The organism is Streptomyces sp. NPDC047000 (assembly GCF_040644295.1).
Classification (GTDB): domain Bacteria; phylum Actinomycetota; class Actinomycetes; order Streptomycetales; family Streptomycetaceae; genus Streptomyces.
The window spans coordinates 1-17,390 of sequence record NZ_JBEYWE010000002.1; the positions used below are offsets into that span (position 1 = coordinate 1).

Below are 17,390 nucleotides of genomic sequence, written 5' to 3' on the forward strand. Positions count from 1 at the left end.
GGAAACGCGGATGCGGCCGGCGCCACCTCGTAGGAGACCGCGAAGTCCTCGGTCGTCTCCCCGAAGTTCCAGCCCGCCCGGAACGCCGTGACGTTCGCCTCCGCCAGCTGAGGCTTCTTGGCGAACTTCGACCTCAGGAACTTGAGCGTCCCCTCCGTCGGCCGGTGGTACATCCAGCTCAGCAGGCCCAGCGCGAACATGTTCTTGCAGCGCTCGGCCTCTTTACGGGTGAGGTCGAACTCCTTCAGCGCCTCGACGGTCAGCGTGGTCAGCGGCACCGGATGGATGCTGTATCCGTCCAGCGAGCCGTCCTCGAGCGGACTGGCCGCGTAGCCGACCTTCTGCATCGCCCGCTTGGTGAACTCGTCCGTGTTGGCGATGATCTCCGCGCCGCGCGGCAGATCGCCGATGTTGGCCTTCAGCGCGGCCGGGTTCATCGCGACGAGCACGTTCGGCGCGTCGCCCGGCGTGAGGATGTCGTGGTCGGCGAAGTGCAGCTGGAACGACGAGACGCCGGGGAGGGTACCGGCAGGGGCGCGGATCTCGGCCGGGAAGTTCGGCAGGGTGGACAGATCGTTCCCGAACGACGCCGTCTCGGAGGTGAAACGGTCGCCCGTGAGCTGCATGCCGTCACCGGAGTCACCGGCGAACCGGATGATCACCCGGTCGAGCCGCCGGACGTCCTTCGGCCGCACCGATGCGCGCTGTTCTCCTGGCACGGCTCCGTCGGCCTGCTCCGCTGGGCTGCTGACCTGGCTGGTCACTGAACTGGACCTCCCTCGAGGCGGGTGTCTGGGAGCGGCCTTCCCGCAGGCGTTCCCAGCCCCAACCCTACGTCCGTTAGGGTCGCCTTCCCTCGGCCGTTCGGATGATGGACGACACACTGAGACGACACGCCGAGACGGGCGCCCGGACGCCGCTCCCGGCGGGTACCGGACGCCGCTCCCGGCGGGTACCCCGGGCGCGGCGGGTGGAGCCGGGCGCCGCCGGGTGCCGCCGGGTGTCCATGCCCGTTATCTGACACAGTGTCAGATCATCAGGAGTTCAGGTAGGTCAGCACCGCCAGGACACGCCGGTGGTCGCCGTCACTGGGCGACAGGCCGAGCTTCAGGAAGATGTTGCTGACGTGCTTCTCGACCGCCCCGTCGCTCACCACGAGCTGCCTGGCGATCGCGGAGTTCGTACGGCCCTCGGCCATCAGCCCCAGCACCTCCCGCTCCCGCGGGGTGAGCCCGGCCAGCACGTCCTGCTTGCGGCTGCGCCCGAGCAGCTGCGCCACCACCTCCGGGTCCAGCGCCGTACCGCCCGACGCCACCCGGACCACCGCGTCCACGAACTCCCGGACCTCCGCCACCCGGTCCTTGAGCAGATAGCCGACACCATGACTCGATCCGGCGAGCAGCTCGGTGGCGTACCGCTCCTCCACATACTGCGACAGCACCAGCACCCCGAGCCCCGGATGCGCCTTCCGCAGCTGGACCGCCGCCCGCACGCCTTCGTCGGTGTGCGTGGGCGGCATCCGTACGTCGGCCACCACCACGTCCGGCAGCTCACCCTGCGCGTGCAGGTCCGTCACGGTCTTGATCAGCGCGTCCCCGTCGCCGACACCCGCCACGACGTCATGTCCCCGGTCGGTCAGCAACCGGGTCAGGCCCTCCCTGAGCAGCACCGAGTCCTCGGCGATGACGACCTGCACCCTGTCCTCCACGATCTACGGCCCCCCAGCCAGGTTTCGCGCGCCCCGGCCTTCTCACAGCGGCCGCGGGGCAGTCCGCAGGGCCAGCATCCCAGCATCGGGGCGGGTGCGCGCCGATCGTGGGGGAGTACGGGCGCCGAGGTGCGCGATTTTCGGCCGCGCGGGGCCGGGGGCCGGGGGCGGACGGGCTGTCGTCGAGGGCAGGGGAGGGGAGGGGGCGGACCGCTCGGGCGGTTCAGCCCCGCCAGGGAAGTTCCGCCGTGATCCGGGTGGGGCCGCCGGCCGGTGAGTCCACCACCAGGACACCGTCCACCGCGTCCAGCCGCTCGGCGAGACCCGCGAGTCCCGATCCCCCGGTCGCACCGGCGCCGCCGTGCCCGTCGTCCTCGACCTGGAGCAGCAGCCGGTCGTCGGACCGCCACACGTCGACCGAGGCGTTCCGCGCCCCGCTGTGCTTGCTGACGTTCTGCAACAGCTCGGAGACCGTGAAGTACGCGATCCCCTCGATCGCCGCCGCCGGCCGCCGCGTCAGATCCACGTCCACCCGTACCGGGACGGTGCAGCGGGAGGCGACGGCGGAGAGGGCGGCGTCGAGCCCGCGGTCGGTGAGGACGGCGGGGTGGATGCCGCGGGCGAGGTCGCGCAGTTCCTGTAGCGCGAGCTTCACCTCGCCGTGCGCCTCGGTCACCATGCTCGCCGCCGCGTCCGGGTCCTCGAGCAGCTTCTCCTTCGCCAGGCCCAGATCCATGGCGAGGGCGACGAGGCGGGCCTGTGCGCCGTCGTGCAGATCGCGCTCGATGCGCCGCAGGTCCGCCGCCGCCGTGTCCACGACCACGCCCCGGTCCGACTCCAGCTCCACCACCCGCGCCGACAGCCTCGACGGCCCGAGCAGCCCGTGCACCATCAGCCGGTCCACCATCGTCAGCGCCCGCACGATCCACGGCGTGGCCAGCGTGAACAGCAGCCCCACCAGCGCCGTCACGGTGACCTCGAAGGGGTTGTCCAGGTAGATCTGGTGGTGTGCGTCACCGTAGAGCTGCATTCCGTCCTGCCCGCCGAACACCGGGTACGTCCAGAACCACAGCGGATACGTCAGGAGCCCCCAGCCGCACGTCCAGAAGGTCACCGCGACGGAGAACGAGAACACCGACCACGGGAACTGCAACACCGCGTACGACAGCGCCCGCCACGACGTGCCGCTCTTCAGCACCGCCCCCATCCACCCCAGCGGCCCCGCCTTGCGCACGCGCAGCGGCTCGGGGGCGCCCACCTCGAGCCGCAGCAGGTGCCGGGCCCGCGCCCGCTCCAGCGCACCCAGACCCCGGCAGCCCGCCAGCGCGGCCGCCAGCACCGGGACGCCGAGGAAGGTGATCAGCAGGCCCGCTCCGAGCGACACCATCGTCACCGCGTAGACGAACAGGGTGATGCCGAGGGGCAGGCTGAGGAGGACGTAGCACAGCTCACGCCAGCCGCGCGCCTCGAACGGCGCCCGCACCACGGCCGGCAGCCGCCGCCACCAGCCGTGGCCCCCGCGGTGATCGCCGTACTCCCCGTAGCCCCTGGAGCCCCGGTGACTCCCGTAGTCCCCGAAGTCTCCGTGGTTTCCGAAGTCCCCATAGTCCCCGTAGTCCCCGTAGTCCCCGAAGCGCGTGGCCATCGCCGTCGTCCGTTCTGCTCGTCCCGCGGTGCTGCCGCCCGCGGTTGCCGTGACCTTGGTTCCACCCTGCTCGTCCGCGCGGCGCCGGACCATGGAGTCCGTGGGCCTCTTCGTGCGGGGGTTTTCCCTACCTCGGAGCGGCGGAGCCCCTGCCCGGGGACGACGTGCCGCCGGGCTCGGGCACCCGGTTCCGCCAGGGCAGCTCCGCCGTGATCGTGGTGGGGCCGCCCTGCGGGGACTCGACGGCGAACAGCCCGTCCACCGCGTCCAGCCGGTCGGCGAGCCCGCGTATGCCGGAACCACCGTCGAGACGCGCACCGCCCCGGCCGTCGTCCCACACCTGGATCAGCAGCCGGTCGTCGGTCCGCCACACGTCGACGGAGGCGTTTCGTGCCCCGCTGTGCTTGCTGACGTTCTGCAGCAGCTCGGAGACCGTGAAATAGGCGATGCCCTCGATGGCGGCGGCCGGTCTCTCGTCCAGCTCCGCCGTCACCTGCACGGGGACGGTGCAGCGGGAGGCGACGGCGGAGAGGGCGGCGTCGAGCCCGCGGTCGGTGAGGACGGCGGGGTGGATGCCGCGGGCGAGGTCGCGCAGTTCCTGTAGCGCGAGCTTCACCTCGCCGTGCGCCTCGGCGACCATGGTCGCCGCCGCGTCCGGGTCCTCGAGCAGCTTCTCCTTCGCCAGACCGAGACCCATGGCGAGGGCGACGAGGCGGGCCTGTGCGCCGTCGTGCAGATCGCGCTCGATGCGCCGCAGGTCCGCCGCCGCCGTGTCCACGACCACGCCCCGGTCCGACTCCAGCTCCGCGATCCGCTGCTCCAGCTCGTCCGAGGGCGACAGCAGAGCCTGCACCATCGCCCGGTCCGCGTTGGCCAGCCCCCGCGCCAGGAACGGCAGCACCGGCCACAGCACGAACAGCGACGTCAGGGTCACCGTGAAGGTCAGCACACCCCAGGGCAGCCGGATGAGGTCGTACAGCACCGTGCGCCAGGCCACCGGGTCCTTCAGCGCCATCCACAGCCGCTGGAAGACCCCTTGTCCGTCCTGCCCCCGTTGTCCCGTCCGGCCCTTCTTCCGGGCCCTCGGTCCCTTTCCCCAGGGCAGCGGGCTCGGCTCGTCGATCCGCACGCCGAGCAGCGCTCTTGCCCTCGCCCGCTCCAGCCGCCCCAGCTGCCGCGCACCCCACAGCGCCGTCGCGAGCAGCGGGAACCCGACCACCGTCACCGTCAGCCCGCCGCTCACCGACAGCGCCGTCACCGCGTACACGAACCCCAGCAGCGCCGTCGGGAGATTCGTCAGCAGATGCGCGATCTCCTTCCAGGTGTGGGCGTCGTAGGCGAGGCGGGGCGGCGGCACCGGGTCGTCACCGTCACCCGGTCGAGCGGTGCGGCCCGCCGTGTACGGGCGTGCCGGGCCCGGGGCGGGGATACGTTCGGTCATGGGGGCCAGCCTGCCGTGCCGCACGCCCCCGCGCCATGAGGTCCCCCGCCGTGCACGACGGGGGAAAACCCCACTACCGGGTTCTCTCTGCCGCAGGACTGCCGACCATCCCTTTATCAGGGCCTAGACTCCCGTGCGTACAGATCGTCGAACACGGGGTTCACAGGAGTCACACGGCGTACGCCGACCAGGCCGTCCAGGCCTACCAAGTCGTCCGAGCCGTTGAGGCCGTCCGGCAGGCCCGTCGGCCTGACACGGCGGAGGCGGCGGGCGCGACGGGCGTGGCTCCGCCGGGACCCCCACGAGACCAGGGAGCGAGGGACCCACGGTGCGGGAGACGTTGCCGAACACGCTGCCGGACGGGCTGCCGGACGCGCTGCACGGTTCGACCGTCGTCGTCGCGGCCGATCCGGCGGGCTACTTCCGGTCCTACTCGGTGCTCGGGCTGCTCGCGGTCGTCGGCGTGCTGTTCGTCGCCGTGGCCTTCGGCGCCGGACGGCTGCTGCGGCCCGTGGTCCCCACCCCCGAGAAACTCCTGACCTACGAGTGCGGCGTCGACCCCGTCGGCGAGGGCTGGGCCCACACCCAGGTCCGCTACTACGTCTACGCCTTCCTGTATGTGATCTTCGCAGTCGACTCGATCTTCCTCTTCCCCTGGGCGACGGTCTTCGCCGCCCCCGGCTACGGCGCCACGACCCTCGTCGAGATGTTCGTCTTCCTCGGCTTCCTGGCCGTCGGTCTGCTGTACGCGTACAAGAAGGGCGTCCTGACATGGACGTGACCCCGAACACCGGCGGGCGGCAGCCCGTGGCACTGCCGGCGCCCGGGACCGCCCCCGCCGGTGACAGGGGGAAGCTGGGCGTGCTCTCCCGGCTCGCCCCCGAGCCGATGAAGGTGGTCCTCAACTGGGGCCGCCGCTACTCCCTGTGGGTCTTCAACTTCGGCCTCGCCTGCTGCGCGATCGAGTTCATCGCCGCGTCGATGGCCCGCCACGACTTCATCCGCCTCGGCGTCATCCCCTTCGCCCCGGGGCCGCGCCAGGCCGACCTGATGATCGTCTCCGGCACGGTCACCGACAAGATGGCCCCCGCGGTCAAGCGTCTGTACGAGCAGATGCCCGAGCCGAAGTACGTCATCTCCTTCGGCGCCTGCTCCAACTGCGGCGGCCCCTACTGGGACTCCTACTCCGTCACCAAGGGCGTCGACCAGATCATCCCGGTCGACGTCTACGTCCCCGGCTGCCCGCCCCGCCCCGAGGCCCTCCTCCAGGGGATCCTCAAGCTCCAGGAGAAGATCGCCGCCGAGTCGCTCGGCGAGCGGTACGGCGACGGCGGCGCCCGGACGCGCACGGCCGCACGGCCGTCGGCGGCAGCGTTGCAGAGCGGGCTGGTGACCCCGCCGCCGGCGCCCGACCTGCCCGACCGGTCCTCCCAGCCGGGCCGGGCTCCTCAGCAGGGCGGGACCACGGAGGACGGACGACGATGACGACGCCGCCGCCCTCCGGCCCCGGCTGGCTGCCCGCCCCCGCCGGGGAACTCTTCGGCCCCGAGGCCACGGCCGAGGAGTCCTACGAGATCCTGACCGTCGACGTCCCGCCCAGCGCCTGGCTCACCGCCCTGGAGACGGCCCGCGACCGGCTGGGCTGCACCTATTTCGACTGGCTCAGCGCCGTCGACGAGCCGGCCACCGGCTTCCGGATCTGTGCCCACGTCGTCGCCCTGTCCCCGGTCCGCCGCCTCCTCGTCCGGACGACCGTCCCGCACGAGGCACCCGTCCTTCCCACCGCCGTCGCGGTCTACGCCGGCGCCGGCTGGCACGAGCGCGAGACCCACGAGATGTTCGGCGTCGTCTTCGAGGGCCACCCCGGTCTCGGTCACCTCCTCCTTCCCGAGGGCTTCGAGGGCCACCCGCTGCGCAAGGACTTCGTCCTCGCGGCCCGCGTCGCCAAGTCCTGGCCGGGCGCCAAGGAACCGGGCGAGTCCGACCACGGCGGGCCCAAGCGCCGCCAGATGCTTCCCCCGGGCGTCCCCGACCCCAACGAGTGGGGCCCCCTGAAGGGCCAGCTCCCCCCTGCCCCGACCCGCCCCGCCCGTGCCCGCGCCACCGGCGACCGCCCGGTACGCCGCTCCCGCACGGCCGCCGAAGGCTCGGCCGGCCAGCCGGGCCCGGCAGCGGCGGCGACGTCCTCTGCCGCCGCGGACAGCGCCACCGGCGTGGACAGTGCCGCCGCAGCGGCTTCGGGACCCGGCACGACCGGTGGTGCCCCGGCCCCGGCCGGCCCCCGCCGCGCCCGCAGCGCCGCCGGAGGCTCAGCCTCCCAGCGGCCCCCGGCCCCGGACACGACGCCCGGCACCGCCACCCCGCCGGCTCCACAGCCGCTGCCGGCCGCACCGGCCCCCGGACCCCGAGACGCCCAGGCACCGAAGCCGTCCCAGGCACCCGTGGCACCCGGCAGCGACGAGCGACCCGGCGACCTGGAGGGCCCGCACGACACCGCGGGCCCGCACCGCACCGAGGGCAGCCAGGGTGCCGAAGGGATCCAGGACGCCGAGGGCCAGGTGCCCCACGGCGCCGCTCCCGCTCCCGGGACCCCCGCACCCCGCCGGTCACGCAGCGCGAGCCAGGGCTCGGCCTCGCAGCGCACCCCGCACCCCGCGGCGGACGAGCCGGGCTCCCCGCCGCCGCCCGCCGACGCGCCCCGCAGCTCGGACGCCCCGTGGCACCACCCCCGCCCGGCCTTCGACGACGCCGCACCCGCGTCCGCGCCACCCCGGTCACCGTCCGAGGAACCCCGGTCACCGTCCGAGGAACCCGGGAACGAAGGGTCCGCGAGCGAGGCGTTCGGGGGTGAGAAGTCCGCGAGCGAGACGTCCAGGAGCGAGAAGTCCAGGGGCAAGGGGCCCGCGAGCGAGGAGCCCATGGGCGAGGAACCCCGGCCCGAGGAACCAGGGACCGACGGCACCCCGGCAGAGGAAATCCCCGCAGAGGACCTGCCGGCCGACGAGAACCCCTCCGCCGAGGCTCCGGCCACCGGCGCCCCGGACACCCCACGCCCCGCCGCGGACTCCGCATCTCCCGGCAACCACGGCACCCCCGGCACGCCCCGCACCCCCGAAGACCCCGCAGGAGGCCCGCAGTGAACGACGTGCTCGACGTCGCCCTGCGACTCGTGGTCGTCTTCGTCGTCTTCCTCACCTTCCCCCTGATCGTCGGCCAGACCGAGCACAAGGTGATGGCCCATATGCAGGGCCGCGTCGGTCCGATGTACGCCGGCGGTTTCCACGGCTGGGCCCAGCTCGTCGCCGACGGCGTGAAGTTCGCGCAGAAGGAGGACGTGGTCCCCGCCGGCGCGGACCGCCGCATCTTCCAGCTCGCCCCGGCCGTCGCCCTCCTGCCGTATCTGCTCGTCCTGCTCGCCGTCCCGATCGGCCCCGGCGAGGGCGCCGTCGGTCAGGTCCTGGACGCCGGCATCTTCTTCGTGCTCGCCGTCATGGGCGTCGGCGTCCTCGGCTCACTCATGGCCGGATGGGCCAGCGCCAACAAGTTCTCCCTCCTCGGCGGCCTGCGCACCGCCGCTCAGCTCCTCGCCTACGAACTGCCGATGCTCCTGACCGCCGCCTCCGTCGCGATGGCGGCCGGCACGGTCTCCCTCCCCGGCATCGTCGACGCCTTCCACTGGTGGTGGCTGCCGTGGCAGATCACCGGCGCGGTCGTCTTCTTCGTGGCGGGCCTCGCCGAACTCCAGCGCCCGCCCTTCGACATGCCCGTCGCCGACTCGGAGATCATCTTCGGCGCGTACACCGAGTACACCGGGCTGCGTTTCGCTCTGTTCCTCCTCGCCGAGTACGCGGGGATCGTGGTGCTCAGCGGCCTGACCACCGTCCTCTTCCTGGGCGGCTGGCACGGCCCCTGGGGCGCCGACGGCCTCGGCTGGCTGTGGACCCTGCTGAAGACCGCGCTCCTCTCCTTCGTCGTCATCTGGCTGCGCGTCACCTATCCCCGGCTGCGCGAGGACCAGCTGCAGAAACTCTCCTGGACCCTCCTCATCCCCCTCTCCCTCGCTCAGATCGCCCTCACCGGCATCGTCAAGGTGGTGATCTCCTGATGGCCGAGCCAGTGCCGTCCACCCGGCCCCGCATCCCCGGCGCCGGCCTCGCCAAGGGACTGGCCGTCACCTTCCGCACCATGACGAGGAAGACGGTCACCCAGCAGTACCCGGAGGTCCAGCCCGACCTCCCGCCCCGCACCCGCGGGGTCATCGGGCTGTTCGAGGAGAACTGCACCGTCTGCATGCTGTGCGCCCGCGAGTGCCCCGACTGGTGCATCTACATCGACTCCCACAAGGAGACGATCCCCGCGGCCGCCCCCGGCGGCCGGGAACGCAGCCGTAACGTCCTCGACCGCTTCGCCATCGACTTCTCCCTCTGCATGTACTGCGGTATCTGTATCGAGGTCTGTCCTTTCGACGCGCTGTTCTGGTCCCCGGAGTTCGAGTACGCCGAGACCGACATCCGCGACCTCACGCACGAACGCGACAAGCTCCGCGAGTGGATGTGGACCGTCCCGGCCCCGCCCGCCCTCGACCCCGGTGCGGAGGAGCCCAAGGAGATCGCCGCCGCCCGCAAGACCGCGGAGAAACTGTCGGCCGCCGCCCAGCCCGAGCCGGCACCCGAACCCCGGCCCCGCACCGCACCGCGAACCCGCCCCGAGCCACAGGAGGGAGACGAGTGAGCCTCGCCGCAGCCGCCACCACGGCCACCGCGACAGCCTCGCAGGCCACGGCCGCCACCGGGACCCACGGCTTCCTCTCCCCGACCGGCGTGGAGATCGCCTTCCTCCTCGTCGGCCTGGTCACCTTCGGCGCCGCCCTCATCACCGTCACCACCCGTCAACTGGTGCACGCCGCCCTCTGGCTGGTGGTCGCCCTCGGCGGCCTCGCCGTCGAATACCTGCTGCTCACCGCCGAGTTCATCGCCTGGGTACAGGTCCTCATCTACGTCGGTTCCGTGGTCGTCCTCCTTCTCTTCGGACTGATGCTCACCAAGGCCCCCATCGGCCGCTCCCCGGACGCCGACTCCGGGAACCGCTGGGCCGCCCTCACCGTGGCCGTGGCCGCCGCGGCCGCCCTGATCTGGGTGGTCACCGACGCCTTCCGCGCCACCTGGATCGATCTCGACGGCCCGGCCGCCGGCTCGACCCAGGTCACCGGAGCGAGCCTCTTCCAGAACTGGGTACTGCCCTTCGAGGCGCTCTCCGTCCTCCTCCTCGCCGCGCTGGTCGGCGCCATCGTCCTGTCCCGCAAGGCCAGGGCGGAGGCGGAGAACAACTCTCCCCCCTTGAACTCCCGACCCGTCCCCGAGAGTTCCCCGTCCGTCCCGGATGTCCGGAAAAATCCGGCCGAGCAGGAAGGGGCCCGCTGATGCACCTCGCCTATCCCGCCGTGCTCTCCGCCCTCCTGTTCTGCACCGGTCTGTACGGCGTACTCGCCCGCCGCAACGCGATCCTCGTCCTGATGTCCGTCGAGCTGATGCTCAACGCCGTCAACCTCAACCTGGTCGCCTTCGACGTGTGGCTCAGCAAGGCCGCCCACGAGACCCTGCACTCCGGCCAGGCCCTCACCCTCTTCACCATCACCGTCGCCGCCGCCGAGATCGGCATCGGCCTGGCGATCGTCCTCGCCGTGTACCGCAACCGCGGCACCTCGGACATCGACCGGCTCCGCGACACCGCCGAGGGCCATGAGCCCGACGGCACCGACAGCGAGGCCTCCGCGGCCGAGAAGGCCGAGGCCACCGCGTGACCACCACCACCCTCGCCGTCCTCGTCCCCCTCCTCCCGTTCCTGGGCGCGGTCGCCGGCCTGCTCCTCGGCCGCACCGCCCCCGGCTTCGTCCGACCGCTCGCCGTCCTGCCGGTCCTCACCTCCTTCGTGCTGGCCGTCCTGGTCGCGGCCCGCCAGGGCGGCGGACACGCGGTCGACGCCGCCACCGAACTCACCCCGACCGGCTCGGTCCCCATCGAACTGGCCCTGCACATCGACGGCTTCGCCGCCCTGGTCGCCGTCGTGGTCGGCGTCGTCGCCACCTGCGTGCAGATCTACTCGACCGCCTATCTGCACGACGACCCGCGCTACCCCTCCTACGCCGCCCTCGTCTCCCTGTTCACCTCCGCGATGCTGCTCGTCGTCTACTCGGGCGACCTGATCGTGCTGCTGGTCGGCTGGGAGGTCATGGGCATCTGCTCCTACTTCCTGGTCGGCCACTACTGGGAGACCCCGGAGGCCCGCGCCGCCTCCATGAAGGCATTCCTCGTCACCAAGCTCGGCGACGTGCCGTTCCTGATCGGTCTGTTCGCCCTCGCCACCGACGCCGGCTCCTTCCGCATCACCCGCGTCCTCGCCGCGGTCGCCGACGGCCGCCTCGGCCACCCGACGCTGATCGCCCTGCTGCTCCTGGCCGGTGTGGCGGGCAAGTCCGCGCAGTTCCCGCTGCACACCTGGCTCCCTGACGCGATGGCGGGCCCGACCCCCGTCTCCGCCCTGATCCACGCCGCGACGATGGTCGCCGCCGGTGTCTACTTCGTCGCCCGCCTCCTCCCGGTCTTCGAGGCATCCTCGGCCGCCATGGTCGTCCTGTCAGTGATGGCGGGGATCACGATGGTCGGCTCCGGGCTCGCCGCACTCGCCCAGGACGACATCAAACGCGTCCTCGCCTACTCGACGATCGGCCAGCTCGGCTACATGACCGGCGCCCTCGCCGTCGGCGACCGCGGGGCCGCCGTCTTCCACCTCCTCACCCACGGCGCCTTCAAAGCGCTGCTGTTCCTCGCGGCCGGCGCCGTCATCCACGCCTCCGGGACCAACTCGCTCAGTGCCATGTCCCGCATGGGCCGGCTGCGCGACCGCGTCCCCGACGCCTACTGGACGATGACCGTGGCCCTCCTCGCGCTCGCCGCGATCCCGCCGTTCAGCGGGTTCTTCTCCAAGGAGTCCGTGCTCGGCGCCGCCGAGCACGTCGCCACCGGCCACACCGGGCACGTACCCGGCGCCACCGGCTGGATCGTCCTGATCACCGGCCTCACCGCCGCCCTGCTCACCGCCGCGTACGCGACCCGGCTGTGGCTGCTTGCCTTCCGCGGCCAGGGCACCGAGGCGCCCGACCACGGCCGCCAGCCGCTCGCCATGACCGCCGTGCTGTGGGTGCTCGCCGTCCCCTCCCTGGCCCTGGGCGGACTCGCCTACCGCACGCTGCCCGACTGGTTCGACGGCCAGGACCTCACCCCGACCCTCACCACCTCCGTCCTCGGCACGGGCCTCGCCCTGGCAGGCGGCGTCATCACCTACGGAGCCTGGCGCCACGCCACCGCGCTCAGGTCCGCCGTCCCGCTCGGCGCGGTCGCCGCCCACCCCGGGGCCGACGCCGCTCAGGTGGAGGCCGAAGCCATCGCCTCCCACGCCCCCGCCTACGGCGACATCGCCTCCGCACCCGACCCGGCAGACCCGGGACGGCTGCTGCTCGGCCCGCTGCACCGCCCCGCGGCCGCCGGCTTCCGCCTCGACGCCCTCTACACGGCGGCGTTCGTCCGCCCGGTCCAGGCCGGAGCGGAACTCGTCCGGTTCCTCGACCGCGAGGTCGTCGACACCTACGTACGCGGCACGGCCGCCCTGCCCCGCTGGCTGGGCACCGCCGTACGACGTGCCCAGACCGGCAATGTGCAGACCTATGTGAGCGCGCTGCTCGCCGGCACCGTCGTCCTCACGGTCGCCGTCGTCCTCGTCGCCACGGGAGCGTGAGCAGACGTGATCGATATCAACGAGTCCGTGATGCAGTTCCTTCTGGCGTTCGTCGTCGTCGGCCCGCTCATCGGCGCCGCCGCGGCCCTGCTGCCCGCCCCGCCCGGGCTGAAGGGGAAGTCGCCCGAGCAGGCCGTACTGCGGCACGGCGTCACCGTGACCGGCGTCGTCCTCGCCGCCGCGATCGTCCTCGCGCTCGGCTTCGACCACGACCGTCCGTCGAAGATGCAGGCCACGACCGACATCAGCTGGATCCCCGCACTCGACGTGCGCATCCACCTCGGCATCGACGGCATCTCCCTCCCCCTTCTGGTCCTGACCGCGCTGCTGACCTTCCTCTGCGCGCTCTACACGTACTTCAAGCCGCCGGCGGGACCCTCCCCGAAGGCACTCGTCGCGCTGCTCCTCCTTCTCGAGACCGGCACCCTCGCGACCTTCGCCGTCCTCGACCTGCTGCTGTTCTTCCTCGCCTTCGAGACCGTGCTCATCCCGATGTACTTCCTCATCGCCCGCTGGGGCGGTGCGGGACGGGACCGCGCCGCGTGGAAATTCATCCTCTACACGGTCCTCGGCTCCGTCGTCATGCTGCTCGGCCTGCTCCTGATCGGAATCAAGGCGGGCACGTTCGACATGATGGCACTCGCCACTGACAACGGTCGGTCGCTCACCACATCCGTGCAGGTCATCGCCGTTCTGGCCATCGGGATCGGGCTCGCCGTCAAGACCCCGATGTGGCCGCTGCACAGCTGGCTGCCCGACGCCCACACCTCCGCGCCGACCGTCGGCTCGGTCCTGCTGGCCGGTGTGCTGCTGAAGATGGGCACGTACGGGTTCGTCCGCATCCTGCTCCCGGTCGCACCCGACGGCTTCCGCACGTTCGCGCCGTACCTCGCGGCCTTCGCCGTCGTCGGGATCGTCTACGGATCCCTGGCCTGCCTCGCCCTCGTCAGGCAGGGCGCGAAGGGCGACCTCAAACGGCTCATCGCCTACTCCTCCGTCGGCCACATGGGGTTCGTGCTGCTCGGCATCGCCACCATGACCCCGACCGGCGTCAACGGCGCGCTGTTCGCCAACATCGCCCACGGACTCATCACCGGCCTCCTCTTCTTCCTGGTAGGCGCCCTCAAGGACCGCACCGGCAGCACCGACCTCGACACCCTCGCCGAGACCACGGGCGCTGCCCTCTACGGCCGGGCACCGCGCCTCGGCGGCCTGCTCGCCTTCGGTGCCGTCGCCTCCCTCGGCCTGCCCGGCCTCGCCGGATTCTGGGGCGAGATGCTCGCCCTGTTCGGCGCGTTCACACCCGGTGCCGGTCTCGACCGCGGGGCCTTCCTCACCTTCATGGCGGTCGCCGCGTTCGGCACCCTGCTGACGGCCGCGTACATGCTCGCCGTCGTCCGCCGCGTCTGCATGGGCCCCGTACCGGCCCAGGCCCCCGAACTCGCCGATGTCCACACCTACGAGTTCGCGGCCTGGAGCCCGCTCGTCGCCCTCACCGTCGTGGCCGGGCTGTGGCCGAAGGCCCTCCTGGGCCTGACCGACCCGGCCGTGCAGCAGCTCCTCGCAGGAGGCACCCGATGAGCTCCCTCGTCCAGTCCGTCGACTGGCTCGCCGTCGCGCCGCCCGTCATCGCCGCCGCGACCGGCCTCGCCGTCCTCGTCGCCGACCTCTTCCTGAGCGAGGCGCGCAAACCGCTCCTCGGCTGGGTCTCCGTCACCGGCCTGGCCGTCGCCGCCGCCTTCCTGCTGCCCCTCCTCGACGGCGACCGCAGTACCTTCTGCCTCACCGGGCAGCCTCAGGCCTGCAGCTACACGGCGGACCGTTTCACCCTCGTCATCCAGCTCCTCGCCCTGGGCGGAGCCCTCCTGGCAGCACTCCTGTCGGTCACCGGGCTCAAGGACGCGCGCGGCGGCATCCCCGAGGGGGAGTTCTGGTTCCTGCTGCTCTCCTCCGCCGCCGGCGCCGCCCTCCTGCCCGCCTCCCGTGACCTGGCGACCCTGATCGTCGCCCTGGAGGTCGCCTCCCTGCCCGCCTTCGCCCTGGTCGGCATGCGGCACGGCGACCGGAAGTCCTCCGAGGCGGCACTCAAGTTCTTCCTCTCCTCGGTCACCGCCACCGCTGTCAGCCTGATGGGCATCAGCTTCGTCTACGCCACCACCGGCTCCCTGTACCTCACCCAGGTCGCCGACCGCCTCCCGCACGTCGACGGACAGTTCCACACCCTCGCCCAGACCGGCGTCGTCCTCACCCTCATCGGCTTCGCCTTCAAGACGGCCGCCGTCCCCTTCCATTTCTGGGTGCCCGACACCTACGTCGGCGCGCCCCTGCCGATCGCCGCCTATCTGTCGGTCGTCGGCAAGGCCGTCGGTTTCTCCGGCCTGATCCTCGTCACGGTCGTCGCTTTCCCGTCGTACGCCGACGTGTGGGGCCCGGCGCTCGCCGTACTGGCCGCGCTCACCATGACCGTCGGCAACCTCGGAGCCTTCCGGCAGCAGACCACGCGCGCGTACAGCGCGGTACGGCTGCTCGCCTGGTCGTCGGTCGGCCAGGCCGGCTACCTCCTGGTGCCGATCGCCGCCGCCGGATACTCCGGCGACGCCGAGAAGTCGATCGGCTCCACCGTCGCGTACGCCCTCATGTACGCCGCCGTGAACCTCGGCGCCTTCGCCGTGGCCGCACTCGTCGGCCGTACGAAGTCCCTCAACCGTGTCGCCGACTACCGCGGGCTGTACGCGTCCAACCCCCTGGCCGCCCTTCTGCTGGCCTTCTTCCTGCTCTGCCTGGCCGGGCTGCCGCCCGGGGTCATCGGCCTGTTCGCCAAGGTCACCGTCTTCTCGGCCGCCGTCGACGCCGGTCTCGGCTGGCTCGCCGTCGTCATGGCCGTCAACGTCGCGATCGCTCTCTTCTACTACCTCCAGTGGACGGCCCTGCTGTTCCGCTCCCCTGAGGGCGAGCCGCAGAGACACCGCGTCCCCGCGCCCCTCACCGCCGCGATCGCCCTGACCGGGGTCCTCGGCATCGCCCTCTCGGGCGCCCCCCAACTGGTCCTGCGTTTCACCGCGACCGGTCTCTTCTGACCCACGGACACACGACACGCGCGCGTGCGGCAAAGCAGGCCTGCACGCGCGCGTGCCGTCGTGTGCCCCTCACCCGGACGGCGGAAGCCGCGGCGGACAGGCCCGGGGAACTAGTGACCCCCGCCTGGCGTTGACCAGTGCGGAAGGGTCCACTGGACGTGGCACCACAGCGCCGGTGGCACCGCGGCACCACGAGAACGATGAACACGACGAAGCAGAGCTGACCAGCCACGCGACCAGCAAGCCACACCCAGGCAAAGGGTTCCCCTGCTGCACGACTTGGAGGGCGTACCGTGCACCGCCGGCACAACGGGCTCAGGACCGCAGTACTCCTCGGGGGTCTGTCGGCACTCATCATCCTCATCGGCAGCCTCTTCGGCCGCACGGGCCTGGTCGTAGCGGTCCTCGTCGCCCTCGGCACCAACGCGTACGCCTACTGGAACAGCGACAAGCTGGCACTGCGCGCCATGCGCGCCCGTCCGGTCAGCGAGTTCGAGGCCCCCGCCCTCTACCGCATGGTCCGCGACCTCTCCACCCAGGCCCGCCAGCCCATGCCGCGCCTGTACATCTCCCCGACCGAGGCACCCAACGCCTTCGCGACGGGCCGCAACCCGCGCAACGCCGCGGTGTGCTGCACCGAAGGCATCCTGCGCATCCTCGACGAACGCGAGCTGCGCGGCGTCATCGGCCATGAGCTCAGCCACGTCTACAACCGCGACATCCTGATCTCGTCGGTCGCCGGAGCCCTCGCCTCGGTGATCATGTTCCTGGTCAACTTCGCCTGGCTGATCCCCATCGGCCGCTCGGACGACGACGACGGCCCCGGAATCCTCGGCTTCCTGCTGATCATGCTTCTGGGCCCCCTCGCGGCCACCCTCATCCAGCTCGCCATCAGCCGCTCCCGGGAGTACGAGGCCGACGCGTCCGGCGCCCAGATCACCGGCGACCCGCTTGCCCTCGCCAGCGCACTGCGCAAGCTGGAGACAGGTACCCAACAGCTCCCGCTGCCCCCGGAACCACGGATCGAGACCGCCAGCCACATGATGATCGCGAACCCGTTCCGCCCGGGCCAGGGACTGTCCAAGATGTTCTCGACCCACCCGCCGATGGCGGACCGCATCGCCCGGCTCGAGCAGATGGCAGGTCGTCAGCAGTGAAGACAATCCTCAACATCATCTGGCTGATCCTCAGTGGCTTCTGGCTGTTCCTCGGCTACCTCCTCGCCGGAGTGCTGCTGTGCATCACGATCATCGGAATTCCATTTGGCGTTGCTGCTTTTCGTATCGGGCTCTACGCCCTGTGGCCCTTCGGGTACACCACCGTCGAGCGCCGTGACGCCGGGGCGCCGTCCTACATCGGCAACGTCCTGTGGCTGGTGCTGGCCGGATGGTGGCTGGCCCTCACCCACCTCGTCACCGGTCTGGCCCTCTGCCTGACGATCATCGGCATCCCGTTCGGCATCGCCAACTTCAAGCTGATCCCCGTCTCGCTGTTCCCGCTGGGCCGCGAGATCGTCCCGACCGACCAGCCGTTCGCGACCCGCTGACAGCCTGACAGCCTGACGGCGCGGGTGCGGCCGTAGGGCGGAGGCTGTCCGCACCCCATGACCGCCGGCCGGTCCTCCTCAGGTCCGGCCGGTTGTCCACAGGCCCGGCCGGTTGTCGGCGGCGGAGTGCATCATGGACCCGTGACCGGCTCCCCGGCCGCCGTACGACCCCTCAAACGGTG

Annotated in this window: 16 protein-coding genes; 12 read left to right on the forward strand and 4 right to left on the reverse strand. The window is 71.8% G+C overall.

The genetic code is table 11. The features are described from left to right. The 4 genes from ABZ862_RS03300 to ABZ862_RS03315 all read right to left on the reverse strand — a co-directional run. Window positions 1–764: 2-oxoacid:acceptor oxidoreductase family protein (locus ABZ862_RS03300; protein WP_360951461.1), on the reverse strand; the 764-nt coding region annotated here is incomplete at its 3' end. 272 nt (window positions 765–1,036) lie between these two features. Further along, a complete protein-coding gene (locus ABZ862_RS03305) occupies window positions 1,037–1,696 on the reverse strand; it encodes a response regulator transcription factor (protein ID WP_360953033.1) in 660 nt (219 codons plus the stop codon). Between the two features lie 235 nt (window positions 1,697–1,931). Continuing rightward, window positions 1,932–3,353: a sensor domain-containing protein gene (locus ABZ862_RS03310; RefSeq protein WP_360951464.1), complete on the reverse strand. Its 1,422-nt coding sequence runs from the start codon at window positions 3,351–3,353 to the stop codon at window positions 1,932–1,934. Window positions 3,354–3,480: 127 nt separating this feature from the next. After that, complete coding sequence (locus tag ABZ862_RS03315) at window positions 3,481–4,794, reverse strand: sensor domain-containing protein (RefSeq protein WP_360951466.1); 1,314 nt, start codon at window positions 4,792–4,794, stop codon at window positions 3,481–3,483. Between the two features lie 376 nt (window positions 4,795–5,170). On the opposite strand from ABZ862_RS03315, the gene ABZ862_RS03320 reads away from it, so the two are divergent. The 12 genes from ABZ862_RS03320 to ABZ862_RS03375 all read left to right on the forward strand — a co-directional run bounded on the left by ABZ862_RS03320 (window position 5,171) and on the right by ABZ862_RS03375 (window position 17,208). Then, window positions 5,171–5,575, forward strand: a complete 405-nt coding sequence (locus ABZ862_RS03320; protein ID WP_360953036.1) for an NADH-quinone oxidoreductase subunit A — start codon at window positions 5,171–5,173, stop codon at window positions 5,573–5,575. Further along, window positions 5,566–6,279: an NADH-quinone oxidoreductase subunit B family protein gene (locus tag ABZ862_RS03325; protein WP_360951469.1), complete on the forward strand. Its 714-nt coding sequence runs from the start codon at window positions 5,566–5,568 to the stop codon at window positions 6,277–6,279. The genes ABZ862_RS03320 and ABZ862_RS03325 overlap by 10 nt, the downstream gene beginning before the upstream one ends. Next, window positions 6,276–7,934, forward strand: a complete 1,659-nt coding sequence (locus tag ABZ862_RS03330) for an NADH-quinone oxidoreductase subunit C (protein WP_360951472.1) — start codon at window positions 6,276–6,278, stop codon at window positions 7,932–7,934. Before ABZ862_RS03325 ends, ABZ862_RS03330 begins: the two co-directional genes overlap by 4 nt. Next, the gene (locus ABZ862_RS03335; protein WP_360951475.1) at window positions 7,931–8,899 is read left to right on the forward strand and encodes a complex I subunit 1 family protein; all 969 of its coding nucleotides are present in this window, start codon (window positions 7,931–7,933) and stop codon (window positions 8,897–8,899) included. The genes ABZ862_RS03330 and ABZ862_RS03335 overlap by 4 nt, the downstream gene beginning before the upstream one ends. Further along, complete coding sequence (locus ABZ862_RS03340) at window positions 8,899–9,525, forward strand: NADH-quinone oxidoreductase subunit I (protein WP_360951478.1); 627 nt, start codon at window positions 8,899–8,901, stop codon at window positions 9,523–9,525. Before ABZ862_RS03335 ends, ABZ862_RS03340 begins: the two co-directional genes overlap by 1 nt. Further along, window positions 9,522–10,214, forward strand: a complete 693-nt coding sequence (locus ABZ862_RS03345) for an NADH-quinone oxidoreductase subunit J (protein WP_360951481.1) — start codon at window positions 9,522–9,524, stop codon at window positions 10,212–10,214. Before ABZ862_RS03340 ends, ABZ862_RS03345 begins: the two co-directional genes overlap by 4 nt. Then, entirely contained in the window at window positions 10,214–10,594 is a 381-nt protein-coding gene (gene nuoK, locus ABZ862_RS03350) for an NADH-quinone oxidoreductase subunit NuoK (RefSeq protein ID WP_360951484.1), read from the forward strand. Before ABZ862_RS03345 ends, nuoK begins: the two co-directional genes overlap by 1 nt. After that, window positions 10,591–12,585, forward strand: coding sequence for an NADH-quinone oxidoreductase subunit L (locus ABZ862_RS03355; RefSeq protein WP_360951486.1), 1,995 nt, complete (start codon window positions 10,591–10,593; stop codon window positions 12,583–12,585). Before nuoK ends, ABZ862_RS03355 begins: the two co-directional genes overlap by 4 nt. Before the next feature lie 6 nt (window positions 12,586–12,591). Continuing rightward, window positions 12,592–14,166, forward strand: coding sequence for an NADH-quinone oxidoreductase subunit M (locus tag ABZ862_RS03360; protein WP_360951489.1), 1,575 nt, complete (start codon window positions 12,592–12,594; stop codon window positions 14,164–14,166). Further along, window positions 14,163–15,662, forward strand: a complete 1,500-nt coding sequence (locus ABZ862_RS03365; RefSeq protein ID WP_360951492.1) for an NADH-quinone oxidoreductase subunit N — start codon at window positions 14,163–14,165, stop codon at window positions 15,660–15,662. The genes ABZ862_RS03360 and ABZ862_RS03365 overlap by 4 nt, the downstream gene beginning before the upstream one ends. Before the next feature lie 293 nt (window positions 15,663–15,955). Then, entirely contained in the window at window positions 15,956–16,819 is an 864-nt protein-coding gene (gene htpX / locus ABZ862_RS03370) for a zinc metalloprotease HtpX (protein WP_360951495.1), read from the forward strand. Continuing rightward, window positions 16,816–17,208, forward strand: a complete 393-nt coding sequence (locus ABZ862_RS03375) for a YccF domain-containing protein (RefSeq protein ID WP_360951498.1) — start codon at window positions 16,816–16,818, stop codon at window positions 17,206–17,208. Before htpX ends, ABZ862_RS03375 begins: the two co-directional genes overlap by 4 nt. The last annotated feature ends 182 nt before the right edge of the window (window positions 17,209–17,390 follow it).

Coding starts and splice junctions, on each gene's coding strand:
- ABZ862_RS03310 (WP_360951464.1), bottom strand. CDS start 3,353: ATGGCCACGCGCTTCGGGGACTACGGGGACTACGGGGACTATGGGGAC.
- ABZ862_RS03315 (WP_360951466.1), bottom strand. CDS start 4,794: ATGACCGAACGTATCCCCGCCCCGGGCCCGGCACGCCCGTACACGGCG.
- ABZ862_RS03325 (WP_360951469.1), top strand. CDS start 5,566: ATGGACGTGACCCCGAACACCGGCGGGCGGCAGCCCGTGGCACTGCCG.
- ABZ862_RS03330 (WP_360951472.1), top strand. CDS start 6,276: ATGACGACGCCGCCGCCCTCCGGCCCCGGCTGGCTGCCCGCCCCCGCC.
- ABZ862_RS03340 (WP_360951478.1), top strand. CDS start 8,899: ATGGCCGAGCCAGTGCCGTCCACCCGGCCCCGCATCCCCGGCGCCGGC.
- nuoK (WP_360951484.1), top strand. CDS start 10,214: ATGCACCTCGCCTATCCCGCCGTGCTCTCCGCCCTCCTGTTCTGCACC.
- ABZ862_RS03365 (WP_360951492.1), top strand. CDS start 14,163: ATGAGCTCCCTCGTCCAGTCCGTCGACTGGCTCGCCGTCGCGCCGCCC.